Origin of the sequence: Nocardiopsis sp. Huas11, from assembly GCF_003634495.1 — a bacterium.
GTDB lineage: Bacteria > Actinomycetota > Actinomycetes > Streptosporangiales > Streptosporangiaceae > Nocardiopsis.
Map to the genome: position 1 here is coordinate 6828582 of NZ_RBKY01000001.1, position 22234 is coordinate 6850815.

The window sequence follows — 22234 nt, forward strand, 5'->3', positions numbered from 1 at the left end:
AGGACGCGCGGAGAGACACGGGGGGACCCTTCCTGAACAGGCCGGAAACACCTACCCGATGGCCGAGCATCGGGTATCGGACATACAGCGCTTATACGTCCATCAGCCCCATCCATCTCCATACGCCACTTACGGCAACAGACTTCAACATGAGGGATCGTAACCGCTGGCCACGAGGCATGACAACGAACCGCCTCTTTTCGGTCAAACCGCACCGGAATTCGGTCATTGGCGTAACTCCGCTGTCAACCGCTCTCGGACAGCGAGAAGCCCGATGCCGCAAGGAGGCATCGGGCTTTCTCACCGGAGCGTCGGAGATCAGGCACCAGACCGTGCTCGAACCTCCGCGATGAACTGCATGGCGCGGTCCGGGTCAAGAAGCCAGGTCCCGAAGTCCGGCGGGTAGTCCCATCCCTGGATCCACCTGTCCCCCACCTCCGGGAAGTCCCTCGCCGCGTCGATGATGTCGTAGAAATACGACGGGAGATCGCCCCCGTCCCACAATGTGGAATTCATCTCGGACCAGAGCTGGTTGTGCAGACCGAACTCCCAGAAGCGGTCGAACGTCCGCACCAGGAAATCCTCATCGAACTCACGGTCACCGTGCTCGATGATGCTCTCCAGGTAGGCCTTGGCGCACCTGGTGGAGTTGTTCCAGCTCTGGCCGACGTACGGGTCCATCGTGACGACCACGTCCGCCATGCCGAGGACATGGCCGCCGGACGGCAGCACGCCGACGGGGTTGCGGACCTGCGGGGTCAACTCCTCGACCAGCGTGCTGTTGTGACCGTCCGAGAGGACCGCGTCCTTGACCCGCTCGAAGTATTCCGGCGCGTACTGACGGAGCAGGTCCTTCATCCGGCGGAGCTGTTCCTCGGGCCCCGGCCGGTCGGGCCAGGCGTCCATGGGGCCGCCCCGCTTGTCGACCATGAGCAGATTGTGGCAGGGCCCCTCCTGCGTGAGGACGGGGAGGAAGATGATGTTGCCCGCGTCGGCCGCCGACGCCGCCCAGCCGATGTTCTCGTCATCGCCGTCCCAGGGCCAGACGTCGTAGATCTGGGCCTGGGCGATGGAGCGCGGCCTGGCACCGCTGAACCGGCTCTCGTCGTAGTCGAAGAGCTGGCCCAGCTCACCGTGGCCGACCGCCACGATGATGAGCTCGAACATGCGCGAGAAGTAGTCGAGGTCGGTAACGGTGACACCGTGGATCACCACCTTGCCGCCGCGGTCCTCGAAGTACTCGAGCCAGTCGGCCATCTTCACACGGCGGTCCACCGAGACCGTGTAGTCGTTCCCCTCTCCGGTCCTACCGGTGAAGGTTCGAACGGGTTCGTCCCCCCTCGGATACAGATGCACCCTCTGGTTCCTGATCTGCGGCGACAGCGCGCTCCAGAGGTCCAGGTTGTGCTCACGCTCGTAGTTCAGGGCCGTCGGGAAGGTGAGCTGCGAGACCGAGGGCTTGCCGGTCCGGATCTCCAGCGAGGACTGCCCCGTGATCACCGTGACGTCATAGCCCTCGGTCAGAAGGCCATGGGCCAGGTGCAGACCGGCGTGGCCCGCGCCGACGATAAGGATTTTGCGCATCTGTCGCTAACTTTCCTGGGGAATCAACGGTGACGATGGGACCGGTGCTGGACCGCTCCCGACCCGTCAGGCGACGGGCTCGCTCGCGCGGTTGTGTTCGAGGGCGTACCGGAGCAGCGTCTTGAGCACGTCGCCGCCGGAGGTCCGGTGGCGCGCGTCGAAGTCGATGATCGGCACTTCCGGGCTGATCTCCAGCGCCTCGCGGACCTGTTCGGGGCTGTACTCCAGCAGGCCCTCGAACTTGTTCAGCGCGACGATGTAGGGGATGCGCTTGGTCGTCTCGAAGTAGTCCACCGCGTCGAAGGAATCCGCGAGCCTGCGGCAGTCGACCACGACGACGGCGCCGACCGCGCCTCGGACGAGGTCGTCCCACATGAACCAGAACCGGGCCTGGCCCGGTGTCCCGAACATGTACATGACGAGTTCGTCGTCGACGGTGATGCGACCGAAGTCCATCGCGACGGTGGTGGTCGTCTTGTGCGGTGTGATCGAGTTGTCGTCGTGACCGATGCTGGCCTCGGTCATGATCGCTTCGGTCGTGACCGGCGGAATCTCCGACACCGAGCTCACCAAGGTCGTCTTGCCGGCGCCGAAGCCCCCGGCGATGACGATCTTGCTCGACATCTTCTTGCGATTCGACCTGCTGTCACTGGAAAAGTCGTTCGAGACCACGAAGAGCCCTCTCCAGAACCTGGTTTTCCGATGGACTGCTGCCGGTGATGGTCGGGTGGATGTACACCAGGTCCTGTTCGGCCAGGTCGCTGATCAGGACCTGGGTGACGCCCAGGGGGATGTTCAACTCGGCCGACACCTCGGCGAGTGACCGCGTCTCCCGGCACAGTCTGTAGATGTTGATGGACTCCGGCATGAGGGTGCTCGGTGGGTCCTGGCCCGGCTCAGAGGTCGAGACCAGGGTCTGCACCATCAGCGGATGCCGCGATCGCGTCCGGCCACCCGTGAAGGTGAACGGGCGGACGCGGTTGCTCCTTCGCCTGCGGAAGCTCATTTCAGTGGCAACCTTCTCATGATCCCTGTGAACCGCTTCGGGTCGCCGTCGTCAGTTCTGAATGACTTCCCGCAGCTGCGAGCGCAGTTGCGGGGTCAGCACGTGGGCGACGTTCTCCACGAGCTTGGTCATCTGGAAACCGACGAGCTTCAACTCCGTGCCCGGCGCGGTCAGGACGGCCATGCAGGAGCCGTCGCTGATCGCCATGATGAACAGGTGTCCCTGGTTGAAGCGCACCAGGAGCTGCTCGCAGTCTCCGCGCTGGAACAGGTTCGCTCCACCGACGGCGAGGCTGTGCAGTCCGCTGGCGATGGCGGCGAGCTGCTCGGCGTGCTCCTCGGGGAAGTCACTGGAGTGGGTCAGAACCAGGCCGTCGGAGGAGACGACCACGGCGTGCTCGACTCCTCGGACATCGCGGACGAACCTGTCGATGAGCCACGAGAAGTTCTCAACGCTGTCGTTTGCGGGTTCAGTCATCGCGGATAACCTGCCTCGGCCGTGTGTCGTTTTCGCTGGTGGTCAGTGGTGCGCGAGCGCACGGGCGTCGCGTCGTCGAAGCTCACGTGGTCCCGCCCTCCTTGCCGTCGGACTCCTCGCGGGCTTCGCGTTCGCCGTCGAGAAAGTCGCCGAGGTCGTCGCGGATCTGCTCGGCTCTGGCGTCGCCGGTCAGCCTCGGGGTGTCCGAGGGCGGAGCGGGCGGCGGAGACGACTTCGGGTGCGGCATCATCCGCAGCGGCGATCCGTGCGGGGTGGCACTGCGTCGGGGCAGGCCGGCGGCGGTGACGGAGGGGTCTCCGCCGTTGGTGCGCTTGGGGGCTGAGCTGCCGTTCACTCCGTTGGTTCCCGTCACCGGAGGGGGCGTGAGGGCCTGGGATCCGGACCCGACCGAGGGGCCCGGCGTCGAGGGGATCGCCGAGGTCCGGGGCTTGCCCGGGGTCGGCGGCGTCGCGACGCGCAGCAGCTCCTTGGGGATGATCGTGTAGGCGTTCACCCCGCGGAAGGCGCGGGACTCCAGGCGGGTCTCCAAACCGTGCTTGCGGCCGATCCGACTCGCGACGTACAGGCCCATGTGCCGCGACACGTCGTCGTCGATTCTCGGAGAGCCGCTGAGCCGGTCGTTGAGTTCGCCGAGCTGGTGCTCGGGGATGCCCACACCCTCGTCCTCGACGATCATCATCAGCCGCCCGTCGTCCATCTCCCGGGCACTGACCACGACCTGGGAGTGCTCGGGCGAGTTGGCCGTGGCGTTGTCCAGCAGCTCGGCGAGGAGGTGGCTGATGTCGTCGGCCGCCATACCGGTGATGGACGTCTGCGGCAGCTTCCCGAGGCGGACGCGGGGGTAGTCCTTGATCTCGGAGGTCGCGGCGCGGGCGACGTCCAGCAGGGGGACGATCTCGTCGTGGGCGTCGGACTCGCCCCCGTCGTGGCCGGTCAGTACGAGGAAGTTCTCGCCGTTGCGGCGCATGCGGGTGGCGAAGTTGTCGATCTGGAAGAGCTTGTCGAGGAGGTCGGGGTCCTTGGCATCGGTCTCCAGCTCCTCGACCATCTCCAGGAGCGCGTCCACCAGCGACAGGTCGCGCATGGCCAGACCGGCGAGGGCCTCGTTGAGGATCGCCTCCGTCTGGTCGGCGACCGGGGCCGTGGGAGCGGCGGAGGCCTCGGGGGCCGGGGCGGGAGCGGGGACGGGGGCGGGGGCGCTCTGAGCCGCCGGCGCGCTCTCGACCCGAGGGGTCTCGGGCGCGGGCGCGCTCGGCGCCTGGGCCGCCGCCTCCGGGCGGGGCAGCGCCTTGGGCTGTTCCGCCTGGTCGAGGCGCTCGCGGGGCTGCTCCTGCGGACGGTCGACGCGTTCGGGGTGCTCGGCGCGCTCGGGCACCGGTTCCGCGGTCAGGACCTGCGGCGGCTGGCCGGGGGTGAGCACGATGACGTGCTGGACCGGCTGTCCCTGCGCCTGGTAGGGGGCGGGGTAGACCACCGGCTGTCCGGGCAGGACGTAGCCGGGCGGCTGGAAGGGGGCCGGGTAGGCGCTCTGGTAGGTCACCAACGGGTGCGGCGGGTAGGGGACCGCGTACTGCATCGGCTGCGGATGGGGCGCCGCCTGCTGGTAGGCGCCGTAGGGGTACGGCGGCGGGTAGCCGTGCTGCTGCTGTCCGTCCTGCCACGGACCGCGCGGGTCCGGGGCGGGCGGGTACTGCTGGGGGCCATAGCCGTACCCCGCGGGGGGCTGCGGCAGGCCTGTGGGCTCCTGTGGCACCTGGTACCCCTGTCGTCCGGGTGAGGGGGGAGCGGGCTGCGGCCCGTAGGAGCCCCGCCACCCCTGCTCGTCATACGTGTGCTGGGGCCGTCCCGGGGCCGGCGGACCCGCTGGTCCGGTCGGCCGGTGGCCCCACGCGGTGGTGTGGTCCGCCGCCTGGTGGCCCGTGGGCGCGTCGGCGGCGTGCGGTCTGTGTCGTTCGTGCTGCTCCCCCGGTTCTTCCGAGGGCGTGTGGGTGTGGTCGGCCATGGGCGGAGCTCCCTCCGGGGGCCGGGCCCCGTCCTGTCCGGCCGGCACGCGCGAGGGGCGGGTGCCGTGACGGCCGGAACGGTCGTCGGTGCTGGTGTGGTCGGGCGCTGGGGGTGGGGTGTCGCCCGATCGGGTGGCCGTTTCGGCCGCGGCTCCCGCGCGCTCGGGGCGCGTACGGGCGCGGATGGGCCGAAGCGGCGGAACGGTGGGCGCCGGGGTCCCGCTCGCGGCCACCGGCGGTCGCGAGGCGGGTTCGGCGTCGGCCCGACCGGCGGGGGCAGGCGCCGTCGGGACACTCGTGTTCGCCGGAGCCCGGTCCGTGGTCACGGAGGGCTCGCGGTGGGCCGGAGCCGCGCCCTCGGCCGGGGCGGGCTCGACGGCGGAAGCGCTCGGCGCGGGCTGGCCGGGGGTCGAAGCGGAACCACTGGGAGCGCCCTCGACAGGCGCCTCGTCCTTCGCCGGAGCGGGCTCTCGGTCAACCGCGGGCCGCACGGCAGGCGTGCTGCCCTCGACCGGGACGGACTCGCGTGCCACGGGCGCCGGAGCGGCGGCCTTCGCCGGAGCGGGCGTCGCCGGAGCCGCCTTGGGAGCGGAAGCACTCGGCGCGGGCTGGTCGGGACCCGAAACGGGCCTACGGGAAGCGCCCTTAACCGGCGCTTCACCCTTGGCCGGAGTCGGCTCGCGATCGGCCGCAGGAGCACTGGCGTTGCCCGGGGCGGACTCGCGTGCCACGGGCGCCTCGGACACCGGTGCGTCGGCCTTCGCCGTGACGGACTCGCGTGCCACGGGCGCCGGAGTGGCGGCCTTCGCCGGAGCGGGCTCGGGCGCCTCGGACACCGGGATGTCGGCCTTCACCGGGGCGGGCGTCGCCGGAGCCGCCTTGGGAGCGGAAGCACTCGGCGCGGGCTGGTCGGGACCCGAAACGGGCCTACGGGAAGCGCCCTTAACCGGCGCTTCGCCCTTGGCCGGAGTCGGCTCGCGATCGGCCGCAGGAGCACTGCCCTGGGCCGGGGCGGACTCGCGTGCCACGGGCGCCTCGGACACCGGTGCGTCGGCCTTCGTCGGCTCGGGGGCCGGTGCCTTCGCCCTGCGGTCGTCGGTGGCCGGAGCCGTGCCATCGGCAGCGTCGCCCTCTCCCGCGGCGCCGTCGCCTCCCGTGGCCCGTGCGGGCTCGGGCGCACGCACCACGCGCGGCTCGGGCTCGTTGAGACCGACCCCGCGCCACTGGCCCACCGGGTGGGCCCCGGTGTCGACGTCGTCGACCTTGAGCGGCCGCGTGTAGGGGTTGGGGACGTTCACCCTGGGCGCCGGACGGTAGCCGTTCTCGGCCGGACCGGAGAAGGGGCCGACGGGCGTGGTCGGAGCGGTGTCCTCGCTCGCCGCCGGCGTGGTCTGGTCCCGCTCCGACGCCGGGTCAGGGTTGTGCGGATGCACGGGCTGATGCACGGGATGTCCTTGTTCGGGCTCCGGGGGTGGGACTTCCTGGGACTTGACGATCCGGGAGATGGCCCTGCGAAACCTGCCTCGACCCATCCCCGACTGGGAAGGGCCCGGGTGGTGTCCTGGTGGCGGCTCCTCTGACACGATCTCGTCTCCTTGGACTCAGCCGGGCGGTGCGGCGGTGGTCCCGCACCTTCGACCTGGGAGACAGGGGCGACGGGACCGCGCCGGGACCTTGCTGTGGAGGAACATCCCGGGCGCCGGGGGAACGCCTCGACGTCCCCGGTGCGGCACAGGCGCGCGTTCGGACGCCCCGACCGGGGCGGTCGACACCCGTCCGGCGACAAGTATCCACGTCCGGAACATTTCCTGTACTTCCACCGAGATCCGTCTTTCGGTTCGTCAGACTAACAAAGGCCATGGGGGTTGGCAGGCGAATCGGGAAAGCGCTGGGAAACACCCCAGCCGGACACGGATGACGTGCAAGAACACCACGAAAGTTGTTTTGTGGCTTTTGAGCGTTATGTCTTGTTTGTCCACACATGACTGTTTCGTTTCGTGTGTCCAGGATCACATTCATCACCGGGGCAACACCGGCTCCGCACACACCACGGGGGGCGGAGCCCAGCGGCTCCGCCCCCGTGGTTCCGGGCTTCCCGCGCCCTACTCCACCGGCTCCAGGTCCCCCTGGATCAGCGACAGGATCACGTGGTTGTCCTGGTACTGCTCGTTGTTGGCCGCCGGATGGTCCGCGGCGAAGTGCTGGACGCGCACCCCCTCGATCGCGGGCGCCAGGTACCGGTAGGTCCAGATCGGAATCCGCGGGAGAAGCTCGTTGAAGATGATCGCCAGCCGCTTCAGGGCCGTGTGCTGCTCCTCCTCGGTCCCGGCCCGTTTGGCCTCCTCGATCAGCTCCGCCACGTCGACCCGCCCCTGGGAGGGGCTGTCCACGTTCAGGTCGAACGACTGCCCGGGGTTGTCCGCGTCGCCGGAGTTCTCCAGCAGGAAGTTCATCTGGAAGGCGCCCCAGTAGTCGGGGATCTCCGGGTTGCCCCAGTGCCGCACCGCGACCTCGAAGTCACCCGCGCCCCAGATGCCCCACGGATTGTCGGAGGGGACGTTGCGGGCCTCGCACCGGATACCGAAGGTGTTCCACGCCTCCTCCACCTGCGAGGCGGTCAGCTCGAAGTCGCCCCAGCCCGCGACGCCGATGATCTCGTAGTGCGCCTCGTCCCCGTTCGGCAGGTGCCAGACCCCGTCCTCGACCGTCCAGCCCGCGTCCTCCAACAGCTCCGTCGCCTTGTCCGGGTCGTAGCCGTAGTGCTCGAAGCCCGCCAGCTCCTCCTCGGTCATGATCTCCTCGGCCTGGAGGTCGACCAGTCCCGCGTAGTACTGCACCCCGCTGTAGGCCTCGCCCCGGGCGACCTGGCCGATGGTCTCGGTGTCCAGCAGGTGCGCCAGCGCCTTGCGCACGCGCACGTCCTCCAGCTCCGGCCTGGCCGCGTAGTTGAACATCAGCCCGCAGCCGTCGTAGCCCGCGTGCTCGACCCACTTGAACCCCTCCACCCCCTGGAAGGCCTGTTGGTCGGCGGCGGAGGGGGCCTCCGTGGAGTAGTCGACCTCGCGCTGCTGGACGAGCAGCGCGGACTGGCGGTTGTCGCCCTTGTGCACGACCACCTCGTCGAAGAGCACCTCGCCGCCCTGGTAGCCGTTCTCGTTGCGCACCAGCGTGATGCGCGCGTCCGACATCTGCTCGGGGTCGAACATGTACGGGCCGCTGCAGACGATCTCCTCCGGCGCGAACTCCACGAACTCGGCGAGGAAGTCGCTCTGTTCGTCGTCGCCGTAGCGCACCCCGGACTCCACCAGCTCCAGGGCCCGCTCCCCGAAGTCGGCGTAGGTGGACCTGGCGACGATCCGGTGCTTGAGGATGCTGCGCTCGATGTTGGGGAACGGGGAATCGAAGCCCAGCCGCACGCTCAGGTCGTCGAGCTTCTCCACCTCCGTGACCTGGGGGAAGCCCACGCTCCAAGGCGCGACCTCCAAGATCGCGATCGCGTAGCTCTGGATCATGTCGTCGGCGGTGAGATCGGTGCCGTCGCTCCACGCCAGCCCGGGGCGCAGGCTCACAACGAGGTCGTCCCCGTCCCACTCCGAGCCCTCGAGCAGCATGTAGTCCCACGTGTGCTCACGCCAGTTGAAGAACGCGCCGGTCATCAGGAACAGGTCCTTGTAGACCGAGTTCAGCAGCAGCGCGCCGTCCTCCACGGCCACGTTGCGGGTGTTGGAGTCCAGGTCGAAGTCGAAGACGCCGGTGAACCGCCGTGCGCCGCCGGCTCCGGAGTCTCCGCCCGCGCAGGCGCTCAGCGCGCCGGTGGCCGCCGTGGCGGCGGCGCCGACGCCCACGGCGCGAAGGACGTTGCGGCGGCTCATCTCCAGGACGTGTTCGGGGGGTGTGGAGGTCATGGGTGACGCTTCCTTTCCAGGAGAACGGCGAGCACTCCGAGGACGACGATCAGCAGGCCGAGACCGACCGTGACGACGCTGATGACGAACTCGGCCGTGCCCGGGGGGTTGAGGAGTGCCGTGAGCGTGCCGGCCAGCGACAGGAAGACGCCGACCAGGAGCCCGAAGCGGCCGATGAGCAGCACCGGCTCACCCGCCGCCGACGACGTGGCAGGAGAGCAGCCGGTCGTGGCCGTGGGCCAGCGCGGGCCGTGCGGTGTCGCAGCGGCCCGGTTCGAACAGCGGGCAGCGCGGGTGGAACTCGCAGCCCGACGGCAGGTCCGTCAGGTCGGGGATGTCGGCGCTGCGCAGCCGCACCCGCTCCTTGGAGCGCGCCAGGTCCGGGTCGGGCTCGCAGACCGCGGAGACCAGGGCCCTGGTGTAGGGGTGGCGGGGGTCGTCGATCACCTGGCGGGTGGGCCCCTGCTCCACGATCCTGCCCAGGTACATGACCGCGATCTCGCCGTCCCGGGCGAAGTACTTGGCCACCGCCAGGTCGTGGGTGATGAACAGGAAGCCGACGCCGAGGTCGTCGCGCAGCCGGCCCAGGGTGTTGAGCAGGCTGACCCGGATGGAGACGTCCAGCATCGAGGTCGACTCGTCGGCGATGATCACCTCCGGCTCCATCGCCAGGGCCCGGGCGACCGCCACGCGCTGGCGCTGGCCGCCCGACATCTGGTGCGGGTACTTGTCCAGGTAGTCCTCCGCGGGGGTCAGCTCCACCCGGCGCAGGAGCTCGACCGTGGCCTCGCGGGCCTCACGGCGGCCCTTGACCAGGCGGTGGCGGCGCAGACCGGCCGACACCGTGGAGTAGACGGTGCGCACCGGGTTCAGGGAGGCGTAGGGGTCCTGGTGGATGTACTGGACGGACCGGCGAAAGACCGAGCGCTCGGCCCGGTCCATGGCCGCGACGTCCCGGCCGCGGAAGCTCACGGTGCCGGTGGTGGGGCGGGCCAGTGCGGCGGCCATGCGGGCCGTGGTGGTCTTGCCGCAGCCGGACTCCCCCACCAGGCACAGCACCCGGCCGGGGTGGACCCGCAGGTCGACCCCGGCCACGGCGGGGACGTCGCCGCGCGGTGTGGCGAAGACCTGGTGGACACCGTGCAGGCCCAGGACCGGGGCGTCGGCGGGGTCACCGGCGCGCCCCTCGGCGGCGTGGTGCACGAACGGGTCGATCATCGGGTGGCCCCCTCGGCGAAGAGTGCGGTGTCCTCGGCGCGCAGGCACGCGGCGGCGTGGCTGAGCCCTTCGGGACGGGCGTGGAGCACTTCGAGCTCCGGCCGGACCCGTGAGCAGCGGGACGCGGCGTGGGCGCAGCGCGGCGCGAAGGAGCAGCCCTCGGGCAGCGCCGACAGGCTGGGCGGGCCGCCGGGCAGGGACTCCGTCACGGCCTGGTCGCCCACGACCGGCGGCACGGAGTTGATCAGTGCCCGGGTGTAGGGGTGGCGGGAGCGGTAGAAGATGTCGCGCGTGGTGCCGGTCTCGATCATCCGGCCCGCGTACATCGTGCCGACGCGGTCGGCGAGTTCGGCGGCCAGGCCCAGGTCGTGGGTGATGAAGACCATCGCGAACCGCAGTTCGTCGCGGAGCTCGGTGAGGCGTTCGACGATGGCGCGCTGGGTGAGGATGTCCAGCGCGGTCGTCGGCTCGTCGAGGATGAGCAGCTGGGGCCGCAGTGCCAGGGCCAGGGCGATGAGCGCGCGCTGGCGCATGCCGCCGGACAGTTGGTGGGGGTGCGCGGCCAGGACCCGGGCGGGGTCGAGCCGGACCATCTCCAGCAGCCGGGCGGAGTGGTCGAGCAGCGCGGCGCGCGTGCGGCGGGTACCGCGGCCCTCGTGGGCGCGGAAGGTGTCCAGGAAGTGGTCCTCCACCTTCAGCACCGGGTTGAACGCGTTCATCGCGCCCTGGAAGACCATGGCCGCCTCGTTCCAGCGGAAGCGGCGCAGGTCCTCCTTGGCCAGGGAGCGCACGTCGACGCGGCGCCCGTCCTTGCGCCGGAAGAGGATCTCCCCGGCGGAGACGACCCCGGTGCGGGGCAGGAGCCGCAGCAGGCCGAGGCCGAGCGTGGTCTTGCCGCAGCCGGACTCGCCCACCAGGGCCATGGACTGGCCGGGGTAGAGGTCGAACCCGACGTCGCGGACGGCCGTGACCTGGCTCCTGCGTCCGGTCCGGTAGCCGATGTCGACGCCGCGCACGGACAGCAGGGGTCCGTCGTGGGCGGGGGCCGGGGTGGTGGCGGGGGGCGGGGTGGTGGCGGGGCGGTCGTTCACTGGGCTCACCTGTCCCGGAGTCGTGGGTTGAGGGCCTGCTCCAGGGAGCGGGACATGGTGACCAGCCCGATCTGGAAGAGCATGATCATCACCATCGGGGCGAGCAGGAAGGGGATGGCGGTGGGGAGCAGGAACGCGTTGTTGTCCCAGGCCTGCTGGATCATCAGCCCCCAGTTGTCGGCGGTGCTGGGCAGCAGCCCGAGCAGGTACATGCCGACCACCGCGTAGATCGCGTTGGTGATGGCGATGATGAAGTTGATGAACACGTAGCCCGCCATGTTGGGCAGGACCTCGACGAAGAGGATCCGGGCGGTCCCCAGGTCCTGGAGGCGGGCGGCCTCGATGAACTCGCGTTCGCGCAGGCTGAGCACCTGGGCGCGGATGGAGCGCATGAGGTAGGGCCAGGTGACCAGGCCGATGATGAAGGCGACCATCAGCGGTGAGGCGGTGCGGTAGAAGGACGCGATGACCAGCATGAGCACGATGAAGGGGATGGTCATCGTGATGTCGGTCAGCTGCAGCAGCAGGTGGTCCACGCGCCCGCGCACGTAGCCGGCGATCCCGCCGAGGACGACGGCGATGGCCACGGTGATGAGCGCGGCGGCGACGCCCACCCAGATGGGTTCGCGCCCGCCGAGGACCAGTTGGACGAAGGTGTCCTTGCCCTCGTGGTTGGTGCCGAGCCAGTGCTCGGCGTTCGTCGGCCCCCAGATGAGGCCGACGTCCGTCGGGTTGTGGGTGTCCACCAGCAGAGGGCCGACGAAGGAGAACAGCAGCACGCTCAGCACGAGGCAGAGCCCCAGGAAGCCGCTGGTGCTGCGGGTCAGTCCCTGCCAGATGGAGCCCCAGACGCCGGCGGCGGGGGCGGTGGTGGCGGTCATGGTGTCGCGGCCCCCTGGTCGCTGATGCGCGGATCGAGTCGGCTGTAGAGCAGGTCGGCCACGAGGTTGGCGACCACGACGCAGGCGGTGACGACGATGAGCAGCCCCTGCAGGAGCGGGTAGTCGCGGTAGTTGACGGCGTCCAGCAGCAGGCCGCCGACGCCCTTGTAGACCAGGACCCGTTCGACGAACACCGCGCCGCCGACGAGCGTGCCGAAGGAGATCGCGATCTGGGCCACCAGCGGCAGCACCGCGTTGCGGCCGACGTAGGCGATCGCGATGCGTCCGTCGCGCAATCCGCGGGCCCGGGCGACCGTGACGTAGTCCTCGCTGAGCACCTCGGTGGTGGAGGCCTTCATGACGAGCATCCAGGTGCCGACGATGGCGAGGACGTAGGTGAGGATCGGCAGGCCGGCGTGGTAGAACGCGTCGCCGACGAACTCCAGGGTGAATCCGGGCGCCACCCCCGGGCTGACCGTGCCGCGCAGAGCGACGGGGTCGAACCAGCCGAGGTAGAGGCCGCCGCCGACCACGAGCAGCATCGCGATGAGGTAGTTGGGCACGGCGCCGAGGACGGAGGCGGCCACGCTCAGCGCGTGGTCGAGGAACCGGTTGCGCCGGTAGGCCATCACCATGCCCAGGCTCAGGCCGAGGACGATCGAGACGACCGTGCCCACACCGATGCTGAACAGGGTCCAGGGCAGGTAGGCCGCGATGGCCTCGGCGACGCCGACCGCGGGCCGGGTGATGGTGTTGCCCAGGTCCAGGGTGACCAGGCCGACGAAGAAGTCCCACCACTGGGCCCACAGCGGGGCGTCCGGGTCGAAGGCCAGCGAGTTGGTGGCGATCACGCGCGCCTCGGCCATGCTCATGCCGCCCTGGGTCAGTCGGCCGGCCATGACGTCGATGGGGTCGCCCGGCATGGCCCGGGCGAGGAAGAAGGTCACGTTGGCGACCACGAACACCACCACGACGGACTTGCGGACCTTGACGAACAGGTAGTGGCGCCAGACGCGCAGCGGCAGTGCGGGCGGGTCGGCGGCCGACGCCGGCGGCCGGGCGTCGGGGGGCGGTGGGGACGCCGCGATGTCGGTGGCCACGTGGCTCCTCGGGGGGCTACGAGCGGGAGGCAGGGGGGCAGTGTTTTTATTAGGAAACTTTCCTAATAAAACAGCACGCTAACGGCCGATGTGTGGCGCACGCCACCCCCGTGACCAAACGGCGTCCTCGGCGCGACCCGATCGCCATGGGGCAAGGCTTTTCCAGGCAGGAAAGCGGACAAAGCACATGCCGTTCCCTGGCCGGATGCGGCCAGATCCCGCACCCACAACTTTGGTCGGTATCGACACACATCTACGCCTTCGTACGGTGACGTCGCACACGCACACAGTCCGGACATCCTGGGCGCTGTGAACGCGCCCCGAGTCCGCACACGGAAGTGGAGGACACGTGCGCAGAGCACGCACCACCCTCGCGACCGCGGTCGCCCTGACGGCGTCGCTGGCCGCCTCCCTCGCGGTGGCGGCCCCGGTCGCCGCCGCCCCCGACTCTCCCCCGATCCCCGACGACGCCCTCGCCCGCTTCCACGACCAGGAGGTCGACTGGCGCCAGTGCGAGGAGGACCTGCTCCGGACACTGGAGTGCGCCGACATCGAGGTCCCCCTCGACTACGCCGACCCCGAGGGCCCCAGCGCCACCGTCGCCATCAGCCGCCGGGCCGCCTCCGACTCCGACCGCCGCCGGGGGATCCTCCTCACCAACCCGGGCGGGCCCGGACAGCCCGGGCGCCTCGTCCCGGTCTCGCCCGAGGAGGTGGAGGGCGTCGGGATCATCGGCGACGACCGGGTGGCCGAGGTCTACGACCTGATCGGCATGGACCCGCGCGGTACCGGGGCCTCGACTCCCCGAGCGGACTGCGGGACCGACTACGAGATGGCGCCGCCCCGACCCGACGACGCCGAGTTCTCCGGGCTCACCCGCAGCGCCATCGCCTACCAGCGCGCCTGCGCCCAGGTCGACGGCGATGTGCGGCCCCACCTGAGCACCGCGAACACCGCCCGGGACATGGACGTCGTGCGCGCCGCCCTGGGCGAGGACCGGCTCAACTACCTCGGCTGGTCCTACGGCACCTATCTGGGCGCGGTCTACGGGAGCCTGTTCCCCGACCGGCTGGACCGCAGCGTGCTGGACTCGGCCGTGCACCCCGACCTGATCTGGCGGGACGTGTTCACCCTCCAGGCCCCCGCCTACAGCAGCAACGTGGAGCGCTACACCGCCTGGCTGGCCGAGCACGACGACCTCTACGACATGGGGGCCACCCCCGAGGAGGTCGTGGCGGCCTTCGAGGAGACCGCGCGGCGCCTGGCGGAGAACCCCCGCGAGGACATTCCCGGGCTCCCCGAGGGGCAGGCCTACGGCAACGACGAGTGGGACTTCCTCGTGGGCGTGGCCGCCCGCTACCAGGGCTTCTGGGACGTGTTCACCCAGGACCTGGCCTACTTCGTGCACGACGTGCCCTTCCCCGAGGTGGCGGCGGCCGACGACCCCGAGCCCGCACCCGAGCCGGACCCGGTGCTGTCCGGCAACACGGACCTGCAGACGGCGGTCCTGTGCGAGACCGGCTGGCCGAGCCGTGTGTCGGGGTACTACCGCGACATGCGCGAGGTCCGCGAGGAGCACCCCTTCGGTATCGGCGTGATCTGGCACGCGCCGCACCCGTGCACATTCGACACCGCCGAACCGGTCGAACCGCTGGTGGAGCTGGAGCGCGACGGGTATCCCACCGGTCTGGTCATCGCCGGCGAGTTCGACGCCCAGACCGCCTACGTGGGCGGACCCGCCCTGGCCGAGCGGCTCGACGCCCCCCTGCTCACCGTCGAGGACGAGGGCGGCCACGGGTTCTACGGCGCCGCCGGCCTGGACTGCGTGACGGAGGCGGTGGACGCCTACCTGGTGGAGGGAGCCGAGCCCGCGGACCTCACCTGTCCGGGCATGCCGGTCCCCGATCCGCGTGCGAACGGCACCTTCGCCGCCCCGGACGGGGACTCCGGCGCGGCCGGTGAGGCGGTCGCCCGTGCCCGGGCGGAGCGCGAGGCCCCGCCGCTGAGCGTGCCGGTGGTCCGCTAGGGGCAGACGCACGGACGCCCGGACGACCCGGGCATACGGCGTCCGGCGTCCGGGCGGCCCGCGCCACCGAGGGCGCGGGCCGCCCGCGGGCTCAGCGCTCGGAGTCCTCCAGGGTCCCCTCGACCGGGCCCGCCGGGTCGTAGACCAGGCAGAGGTACTCGCGGTTGTCGTAGAGGTCCCAGCCCGTGGGGGTGGGGAAGAAGGACGTGAACTCCAACTCCGACTCCAGGTAGGGCGTGCCGACGAAGTCCTCGAACTCGTCGTGGCACAGCGCGGTGGTCATGTCGCTGACCTCCTGGTCGCCGGGGAACTCACCCTCCTCGTCGAGCTCGTCGGAGACGTAGACCTCGTAGTCGTGGGGGCCGGAGCAGTCGACCATCGGAACGTCGACGATGTCGTTCTCCTGGTCGACCTCGTTGATGCAGTCGCCCTCCTCCAGGTCGAACACGCCGACGGACTCGGCGCCGTCCCCGGTGGTCGCGGATTCGCTGGGCTCGGGTTCGGGGGCGGACGAGATGGTCGCCCTCGCCTCGGGCTCCGGCTCGGCGGCCTGGCTGGCCTCCGGTCCGGGTTCGGGCGAGACGGTCTCCTCCCCGTCGCCGAGGCCGGGCGGCAGCAGGGGGAGCGGACCGCACGCGGTGAGCGACAGAGCGGCGCCGGCCACCAGCGTCCCCAGGGCGGTACGGCCCCGGAACGGGCGGCGCGTTTCGGTGGGCATCGCGACTCCACATCTGGTCGACCTCGCCGAAGGGAGGGACATCGGCGTCACCTGTGCAGATGCTCGCCAAGCGCAGGTGGTTCCCGGATCCGCCCGATCGGCCGCTTCCGGCTCCGCGCTCGGGCCGGGACACGACGAGGCCCCCGGCGGGACGAGGGGCCTCGTGGGCGCCCTCGCTCGCCGGGGGCCTCCCCGACCGCGCGGAACGGGCCGCCTAGTAGCCGGCGCCCTGCATGGTGCCGGTGACCATCTCGTCGGGGTTGTACACGTAGCAGAGGATCTCGCGGTCGTCGATGCGGTTCCACGAGTCCTCGGTGGGGGTCAGCGGGTAGGCGTAGAGCGCCGACTCCTCCCAGGGAACGCCGACGAAGTCGGTGAAGGCCTGGCCCTCGCACAGCTCCGTGGCCTCGTCGTTGATGGCCTGCATGCCAGGGAACTCGCCCTCGGCCATCTCGTGGGAGACGAAGAACTCGGAGTCGTGCGGCTCCGCGCAGTCGACCAGGGGGATCTCGGTGACCTCTTCGCCGCCGAGCACGGCCTCCATCTCGCTGTCGATGAAGCAGTCTCCGACGTTGAGGTCGAAGACGTTGTTGTCACCACCGAGGATCTGCGTGACGACTCCGCAGCCGCTGAGGGCGACCGTCGCACCGACGGCGAGGGCGGACAGCGCGGTGGCGCGCAGGGCGGGGGAACACGAAGACATGGGGTACTCCGGATGGATGGCAGGGAGAGTCCGCCCGAGAGATCAGGCGGGAATGGTCAGAATTCACCACATCAGGCCCATCTGTCAATTCTATGACAGCAAATTGGCGAAATGCGAAACTTGAACGACACAGTGTGATCGAGGGAGCGCATGCGGGCGTCCGTGCTGGCAGGAGCGGTGCGCGCCGCGGCGGGACGGCGCCGAGTACCGGAATTCCCTACCAGCAAGGCATTGTCCGGCGGGGGCGGGAGGATATCGCCGGGCGACGACAATCGAGGGCGATCTCGCTGAGCGCACCGGACGACGACGAAGGCCCCGGTCGCTGAGGACCGGGGCCTTTCGTGGGTGCGCCATCAGGGACTCGAACCCCGGACCCGCTGATTAAGAGTCAGCTGCTCTGACCAACTGAGCTAATGGCGCGCGTGGCGTTGGTGGGAGCTGCACTCCCCCGCGGCGACGTACTCAACTCTACCGGAGGCGTGGAGCACTCCGTACCGTGTCCGCTGTGGGGCGCGCCACGTGCGGCGACACCACCGGCGGCGGTGCCGGTGACCATGGCGGACCGACACCGAGGGCCCCGGCCGTATCGACCGGGTCCCTCCTGGGTGCGTCATCAGGGACTCGAACCCCGGACCCGCTGATTAAGAGTCAGCTGCTCTGACCAACTGAGCTAATGACGCGCGCTGTTCGCCGGCGCCGCCCGGAAGGGCCGCGCCTCCTGGCGACGTCGATAACTCTAGCAGGGCTGTGAGGGGACCGCGAACCGGTGGTCGCCCCGACTCAGGTGAAGGCCATCACCAGGGCGACGATCACGGCCACGGCAAGGATCACGCCGACGGCGGCCAGCACGATCGGCAGTACCGGGCGGCGTGCGGTCTCCTCCGGCTGCGGGTTCTCATCGACGAAACGGCGGAAGTGCTGCGTGTTGCCCGCCGGGTCCTGGTTCGGTTCTGGATTCTGTGTCATGTGTTCGACACTAGCGACTCATGAGACTCATGAGCACCCCCGGAGCCCGATCCGAGCCCCTCCGCACACGGTCTTTGCCGAGTCGCACTCCCCTCACCCAGGCGAAAGCCGAACGAAAGACCCGTCACCCAGACTCGGATCCGGGGGAACATGGCCGGTCGGTACTTCCCCGCGACCGTGCCTGGCCTCCTCGGGCCCGGCGTGCAGCACCGCGGCCATCCTGGCCGTCGGCGTTCCGCAGCGCGCCGGGTCCACCGCCTCCAGCCGTCGGACGAGGTCGGATCCCGACCGGGCCGGATGGGTGTCGAGCCAGGCCACGGCCATCCGCAGCGCCAGGGGCAGGTGTCCGGCGAGCTGGGCCACCCGGTGCAGCGCGGCGTCGGTGCACCGCTCCTCCCCCAGCAGGGAGCGCAGCAGGACGACCGCTTCGGCGGCCGTGAGCGCGCCCACGGGAAGGGCACGGACCCCGTCGCGCACCAACAGGTCCGTGAGCCAGTAGCGGCTGGTGACCACGGCCGCGCATTCCGGGCAGCCGGGCAGCAGCGGACGCACCTGGCGGGTGGAGGCGGCGTTGTCCAGCACCATCAGCACACGGCGCCGGGCCAGGAGGGAGCGCGCGCGGGCCGCCGACTCGTCGACGGAGAGGTCCCCGGTGTCGTCCCGCCCGCCCGACAGGGAGCGGACGAGCCGGCGCAGCACCTCGGCGGGTTCACGGGGCGTGCCGTCGTCGCGGCGCAGGTTGACGTAGACCTGGCCGTCGGGGAAGTGCGCGGCCACGCTGTGCGCCCAGCCCAGGGCGAGCGCGCTGCTGCCCGCGCCCGCCGGGCCCCGCACCAGCACGTTCCCCGGGGCGGGGCCCGCGGGATCGGCGAGCCGGTCGAGTTCGGCCAGGTGCGCGCCGCGGCCGACCAGGACGGCCGGCGCGGCCGGGAGTTCGGCCGGGGTGGCGCAGGACTGGGGCGCCGGCGCGGCGGAGCGGGGGGCGGCGGCGAGCACCGGCTCGGCGCGCTGGCGGGGCACACGTGCGGCCCGGTCCAGGTCGCCGCGCAGGATGGCGTGGAAGGTCTCCTGGAGCTCGCGTCCGGGGTCGGCCCCCAGGCGTTCGGCCAGGACGTCGCGCGTGCGCGCGTACAGGCGCAGTGCCTCGCTGGGGCGGCCGGCGCGGTGGAGGGCGATCATCTGCAGCCGGATGAGGGACTCGCGCTCGGGGTGGTCGGCGACGATGGGGCCGATGTGCTCGGCGGCCCGGGCGTGCTCACCTCGGGCCAGGGCGGCGGAGCACCCGGCCTCGGCGACCCGCAGGAGCTCCTCGTTCAGGGGCGCGACGTCGCGTTCGTGCAGGACGGGGCTGGCGACGTCGGCCAGGACCGGGCTGCGCCACAGGCGCAGGGCGCGCAGCAGCAGGTCCGTGTGACGGGCCGGGTCGTCCCTGGAGTCGGCTTCGCCTGCGGCGGCCGCCAGGGCGCGGAAGGCCAGCAGGTCGGACTCGCCCTCCTCCAGATCGACGCGGTAGCCGCCGTCGCCGCCGTGGATCAGGGGCCGTCCGCAGTGGTCGTCGAAGATGGCCCGGGCCCGCGCGACGTGGACCTGGAGGGCGCTGCGGTTGACCTGGCCCGCCGGGGTGCCCCAGACGCGGGCGATGAGGTGGTCGGCGGGCACGGTCTGCCCCGCCCTGAGCAGGAGGGTCGCCAGGACCGTGCGTCTCTTGTCGCCGCGCAGGCGCAGGGGGACTCCGTCGACCTCGACGACGAACTGGCCGAGCAGGCCGACGTACAGCCCGCGGGGGTCCCGCCGCGCCGACGCACTCAGCGACACTTCACCCTCCCGTGCGAGGCGGGCGCGTGTTGGGGAGTGGAGCCGCCTCCGCTCTGCCCCCCAGGGTGCCCCCTGAGCTGGGATCTCGCAATCGGGTCACACACACTTGCCGACACGCCCCACCCTTGAAATCCTGGATTCTCCCGATATTTCCCGTCCCTGCGTTGACTCTGCACCGCGACCGAAAGAAACTTTCCTCCATGGCGCAAATTCCGAAGCCCTCGGACTCTCGCACGGGGCACGGCGGGGCCTCCTCGTCCTCCGTGCCCACCACGGTCCTGCGGATCCGGTCGCTGATCCCGTCGCTGGCCCCGGCCGAGCGGCGGGTCGCCCAGTACGTCGTGGACGATCCCGAACGGGCGGCGGCCTCGTCGATCACCCAGCTCGCCAAGGACTGCGCCACCTCCGAGGCCACGGTGATCCGCTTCTGCCGCACCATCGACTTCAGCGGCTACCGCGAACTGCGGCTCGCGCTGGCCACCGAGGCCGGCCAGGCACGGGGCGCCCGTTCGGTGACACCGGAGATGACCAGCGACATCGATCCGGACGACACGCTCGTCACGGTCGTGCAGAAGATCGCCTACACCGACGCGCGCGCGGTGGAGGAGACCGGGGCCGCGCTCGACGTGGACGCGCTGCGCAACGTCGTCGACGCGATGGCCGGGGCGCGGCGGATCGACGTGTACGGGGTGGGGGCCAGCGCCTTCGTGGGCGCCGACCTGCAGCAGAAGCTGCACCGGATCGGCCTGACCTCGTTCGCGTGGGCGGACGCGCACGTGATGCTGACCAGCGCGGCCGTGCTGGACGAGCGGGACGTGGCGATCGGCATCTCGCACACCGGGACCACCACGGACACGGTGGAGGCACTCACCGAGGCCAAGCGCCGCGGTGCCCGGACCGTGGCCATCACGAACTTCCCGCGCTCCCCGATCGGCTTCGCCGACCACGTGCTGACCACGGCGGCCCGCGAGACCACGTTCCGGTCGGGGGCCACCGCCAGCCGGCTGGCCCAGCTGACCGTCGTGGACTGCCTGTTCGTCGGCCTGGCGCAGATCCGGTACACGGAGAGCCGGACGGCGCTGGAGACGACCTACGAGGCGGTCCGCGGGCTGCGGATCAACGACGACCGCAGACGCCGCCGGAGCACGGCGACGCCGGAGGAACCGGACGGGGCCTGACGGGCCTGACGAGTGCGCCGCGCCGCCAGGAACGCTCCGGTGGCGGTTCGATCGCGACGAACGGAAGGGAACGGCACGGGTGCGGACCGACCAGGAGGACTCTGTGCACGGAGACACCGGAGACGCGACGCGGGCCGGCGGCGGCGGTGAGGCCGTGATCGTGCGCGCCCCGACCGAGGCACGCAACTCGGGGACCTACGACATCGACCTGCTCCCGGCGATCGACGTCCTGCGGCAGATCAACGCCGAGGACACCACGGTTCCGGCCGCGGTGGGCGCGGTGCTGCCGGAACTGGCGAGGGCCGTGGAGCTGGGGGTGGCCGCTTTGGAGAGCGGGGCGGCCATCCACTACTTCGGCGCGGGCACCTCGGGGCGCATCGCAGCGCAGGACGCCGCGGAGCTGCCGCCCACCTACGGGATCCCCCCGGAGCGGGTGGTGGCGCACCACGCGGGCGGCGGTGACGCTCTGGCCCGTGCCGTGGAGGGCATCGAGGACGACTGGGAGGCCGGTCGCGCCGACGCGGCCGAGGTCCGCGCGGGCGCGCTCGCGGTGGGTCTGGCGGCCAGCGGCCGGACGCCCTACGTGGGCGGGGCGCTGGCGGCGGCGCGTGAGCGCGGTGCGACGACGGTGCTCATCAGCGCCAACCCGGACGCGCCGCTGGGGCGCGACGTCGATGTTCATGTGGGGATGAGCACCGGTGCGGAGGTCATCGCGGGTTCGACTCGGATGAAGGCGGGGACCGCGCAGAAGCTCGCGCTCAACGCGTTCTCCACGGCGGTCATGGTGCGGTTCGGCCGGACTTATTCCAACCTCATGGTGGGCGTGGACGCGAGCAACGCCAAGCTGCGCGGGCGTGTGGTGACGATCCTCGTGCAGGCCACCGGGATGCCGGAGCAGGCGTGCGCCGACGCGCTGACCGCCGCCCAGGGCGACACCCGGGTGGCGCTGGTGTCGCTGCTGGCCGACGTGGACGCGGCCGACGCGGCGCGGGCTCTGAACGTGTCCCGGGGCCGGGTGCGGCCGGCGCTCGCCGAGCTGGGAGTGGCCGCCGACCCGCGCTAGCCGCGCCGACCACAGGGGGCGTGGGTGTACCGGCGGCGGGCTAGAGCTTCACCGAGGCGAGGAACAGGCTCCACTCACCGGAGACGAAGGCCAGGTGCCCCAGCTCCGGCTGCGTGGAGTCACGCACGAGCGCACCGGACTCCACGTCCGCCACCTCCACGCAATCCTTGCCTCCACCGCTGTAGCTACTGGTACGCCAACTCGCCACTTCGACGCACTCTTTGCCTGCACCGCTGTAGGACGACTTACGGAAGACCAGATCTCCGAACACCGAGGGTCCCACCTTCGCTACTCCTTGACGGAAGTAACGAACACACTCCACTCGGTCGACGCAAACGTCAAGTGCCCCAGCTCAGGCTGCAGCGAGTCGCGAACATGGGTACCGCTCGGTACCTCCGCGACCTCCACGCAAGCCCCCGTATTGGAGCTGTAGGAAGACTTCCGCCATGCGGCGTCAAGGGGATCCATGGTGCAACCTC

General features: G+C 70.9%; 20 protein-coding genes and 2 tRNA genes. 3 read left to right on the plus strand and 19 right to left on the minus strand.

The annotated features are described in order from the left end of the window. Positions 1-318: 318 nt before the first annotated feature. The 11 genes from DFP74_RS30480 to DFP74_RS30530 form a co-directional block, all read right to left on the minus strand. Positions 319-1584, minus strand: a complete 1266-nt coding sequence (locus tag DFP74_RS30480; RefSeq protein ID WP_121187098.1) for a styrene monooxygenase/indole monooxygenase family protein — start codon at positions 1582-1584, stop codon at positions 319-321. Positions 1585-1650: 66 nt separating this feature from the next. Then, positions 1651-2208 (minus strand): ATP/GTP-binding protein, encoded by a 558-nt coding sequence (locus tag DFP74_RS30485; protein WP_121187100.1) that lies wholly within the window; start codon positions 2206-2208, stop codon positions 1651-1653. A gap of 22 nt (positions 2209-2230) precedes the next feature. Beyond that, complete coding sequence (locus DFP74_RS30490; RefSeq protein ID WP_121187102.1) at positions 2231-2590, minus strand: DUF742 domain-containing protein; 360 nt, start codon at positions 2588-2590, stop codon at positions 2231-2233. A 51-nt stretch (positions 2591-2641) separates the two neighbouring features. Next, on the minus strand, positions 2642-3067 hold the full coding sequence (locus tag DFP74_RS30495) for a roadblock/LC7 domain-containing protein (protein ID WP_053614966.1): 426 nt from the start codon (positions 3065-3067) through the stop codon (positions 2642-2644). Positions 3068-3149: 82 nt separating this feature from the next. After that, complete coding sequence (locus DFP74_RS34805; RefSeq protein ID WP_233571235.1) at positions 3150-6536, minus strand: ATP-binding protein; 3387 nt, start codon at positions 6534-6536, stop codon at positions 3150-3152. 657 nt (positions 6537-7193) lie between these two features. Further along, a complete protein-coding gene (locus DFP74_RS30505; protein ID WP_121187104.1) occupies positions 7194-8996 on the minus strand; it encodes an ABC transporter substrate-binding protein in 1803 nt (600 codons plus the stop codon). Continuing rightward, positions 8993-9181, minus strand: coding sequence for a hypothetical protein (locus DFP74_RS30510; RefSeq protein WP_121187106.1), 189 nt, complete (start codon positions 9179-9181; stop codon positions 8993-8995). The genes DFP74_RS30505 and DFP74_RS30510 overlap by 4 nt, the downstream gene beginning before the upstream one ends. Before the next feature lie 4 nt (positions 9182-9185). Next, positions 9186-10214, minus strand: coding sequence for an ABC transporter ATP-binding protein (locus tag DFP74_RS30515; protein WP_121187108.1), 1029 nt, complete (start codon positions 10212-10214; stop codon positions 9186-9188). Next, entirely contained in the window at positions 10211-11305 is a 1095-nt protein-coding gene (locus DFP74_RS30520; RefSeq protein ID WP_121187110.1) for an ABC transporter ATP-binding protein, read from the minus strand. Before DFP74_RS30520 ends, DFP74_RS30515 begins: the two co-directional genes overlap by 4 nt. A gap of 5 nt (positions 11306-11310) precedes the next feature. After that, a complete protein-coding gene (locus DFP74_RS30525) occupies positions 11311-12186 on the minus strand; it encodes an ABC transporter permease (RefSeq protein WP_121187111.1) in 876 nt (291 codons plus the stop codon). Next, a complete protein-coding gene (locus DFP74_RS30530; protein WP_121187113.1) occupies positions 12183-13286 on the minus strand; it encodes an ABC transporter permease in 1104 nt (367 codons plus the stop codon). The genes DFP74_RS30525 and DFP74_RS30530 overlap by 4 nt, the downstream gene beginning before the upstream one ends. A gap of 349 nt (positions 13287-13635) precedes the next feature. Between DFP74_RS30530 and DFP74_RS30535 the strand changes: the two genes are divergently transcribed. After that, a complete protein-coding gene (locus tag DFP74_RS30535) occupies positions 13636-15312 on the plus strand; it encodes an alpha/beta fold hydrolase (protein ID WP_121187115.1) in 1677 nt (558 codons plus the stop codon). A gap of 91 nt (positions 15313-15403) precedes the next feature. Here DFP74_RS30535 and DFP74_RS30540 read toward each other — a convergent pair whose 3' ends face one another. The 6 genes from DFP74_RS30540 to DFP74_RS30565 form a co-directional block, all read right to left on the minus strand. Continuing rightward, positions 15404-16030 carry a septum formation family protein gene (locus tag DFP74_RS30540; RefSeq protein ID WP_121187117.1) on the minus strand — a complete coding sequence of 209 codons (627 nt, stop codon included), beginning with the start codon at positions 16028-16030 and terminating at the stop codon, positions 15404-15406. A gap of 214 nt (positions 16031-16244) precedes the next feature. Continuing rightward, entirely contained in the window at positions 16245-16733 is a 489-nt protein-coding gene (locus DFP74_RS30545; RefSeq protein ID WP_121187119.1) for a septum formation family protein, read from the minus strand. Positions 16734-17079: 346 nt separating this feature from the next. Further along, positions 17080-17153, minus strand: a tRNA-Lys gene (locus DFP74_RS30550). 186 nt (positions 17154-17339) lie between these two features. After that, positions 17340-17413, minus strand: a tRNA-Lys gene (locus DFP74_RS30555). 100 nt (positions 17414-17513) lie between these two features. Next, entirely contained in the window at positions 17514-17699 is a 186-nt protein-coding gene (locus DFP74_RS30560; protein ID WP_121187121.1) for a hypothetical protein, read from the minus strand. Positions 17700-17792: 93 nt separating this feature from the next. Then, positions 17793-19514, minus strand: a complete 1722-nt coding sequence (locus DFP74_RS30565) for a BTAD domain-containing putative transcriptional regulator (RefSeq protein ID WP_233571236.1) — start codon at positions 19512-19514, stop codon at positions 17793-17795. 200 nt (positions 19515-19714) lie between these two features. On the opposite strand from DFP74_RS30565, the gene DFP74_RS30570 reads away from it, so the two are divergent. Both DFP74_RS30570 and DFP74_RS30575 read left to right on the plus strand, forming a co-directional pair. After that, the gene (locus DFP74_RS30570) at positions 19715-20692 is read left to right on the plus strand and encodes a MurR/RpiR family transcriptional regulator (protein WP_121187123.1); all 978 of its coding nucleotides are present in this window, start codon (positions 19715-19717) and stop codon (positions 20690-20692) included. A 79-nt stretch (positions 20693-20771) separates the two neighbouring features. Then, the gene (locus tag DFP74_RS30575) at positions 20772-21755 is read left to right on the plus strand and encodes an N-acetylmuramic acid 6-phosphate etherase (RefSeq protein WP_121187125.1); all 984 of its coding nucleotides are present in this window, start codon (positions 20772-20774) and stop codon (positions 21753-21755) included. Positions 21756-21795: 40 nt separating this feature from the next. On the opposite strand, the gene DFP74_RS30580 is transcribed toward DFP74_RS30575, so the two are convergent. After that, on the minus strand, positions 21796-22077 hold the full coding sequence (locus DFP74_RS30580) for a DUF397 domain-containing protein (RefSeq protein ID WP_370013452.1): 282 nt from the start codon (positions 22075-22077) through the stop codon (positions 21796-21798). After that, the gene (locus tag DFP74_RS30585) at positions 22044-22223 is read right to left on the minus strand and encodes a DUF397 domain-containing protein (protein ID WP_121187129.1); all 180 of its coding nucleotides are present in this window, start codon (positions 22221-22223) and stop codon (positions 22044-22046) included. Before DFP74_RS30585 ends, DFP74_RS30580 begins: the two co-directional genes overlap by 34 nt. Between the last annotated feature and the right edge of the window lie 11 nt (positions 22224-22234).

What these genes read in the sequence shown, in the direction of transcription:
- DFP74_RS30585 (WP_121187129.1), bottom strand. Translation starts at nt 22,223, where the DNA reads ATGGATCCCCTTGACGCCGCATGGCGGAAGTCTTCCTACAGCTCCAAT.
- DFP74_RS30480 (WP_121187098.1), bottom strand. Translation starts at nt 1,584, where the DNA reads ATGCGCAAAATCCTTATCGTCGGCGCGGGCCACGCCGGTCTGCACCTG.
- DFP74_RS30540 (WP_121187117.1), bottom strand. Translation starts at nt 16,030, where the DNA reads ATGCCCACCGAAACGCGCCGCCCGTTCCGGGGCCGTACCGCCCTGGGG.
- DFP74_RS30525 (WP_121187111.1), bottom strand. Translation starts at nt 12,186, where the DNA reads ATGACCGCCACCACCGCCCCCGCCGCCGGCGTCTGGGGCTCCATCTGG.
- DFP74_RS30505 (WP_121187104.1), bottom strand. Translation starts at nt 8,996, where the DNA reads ATGACCTCCACACCCCCCGAACACGTCCTGGAGATGAGCCGCCGCAAC.
- DFP74_RS30490 (WP_121187102.1), bottom strand. Translation starts at nt 2,590, where the DNA reads ATGAGCTTCCGCAGGCGAAGGAGCAACCGCGTCCGCCCGTTCACCTTC.
- DFP74_RS30560 (WP_121187121.1), bottom strand. Translation starts at nt 17,699, where the DNA reads ATGACACAGAATCCAGAACCGAACCAGGACCCGGCGGGCAACACGCAG.
- DFP74_RS30570 (WP_121187123.1), top strand. Translation starts at nt 19,715, where the DNA reads ATGGCGCAAATTCCGAAGCCCTCGGACTCTCGCACGGGGCACGGCGGG.
- DFP74_RS30495 (WP_053614966.1), bottom strand. Translation starts at nt 3,067, where the DNA reads ATGACTGAACCCGCAAACGACAGCGTTGAGAACTTCTCGTGGCTCATC.
- DFP74_RS30545 (WP_121187119.1), bottom strand. Translation starts at nt 16,733, where the DNA reads ATGTCTTCGTGTTCCCCCGCCCTGCGCGCCACCGCGCTGTCCGCCCTC.
- DFP74_RS30485 (WP_121187100.1), bottom strand. Translation starts at nt 2,208, where the DNA reads ATGTCGAGCAAGATCGTCATCGCCGGGGGCTTCGGCGCCGGCAAGACG.
- DFP74_RS30515 (WP_121187108.1), bottom strand. Translation starts at nt 10,214, where the DNA reads ATGATCGACCCGTTCGTGCACCACGCCGCCGAGGGGCGCGCCGGTGAC.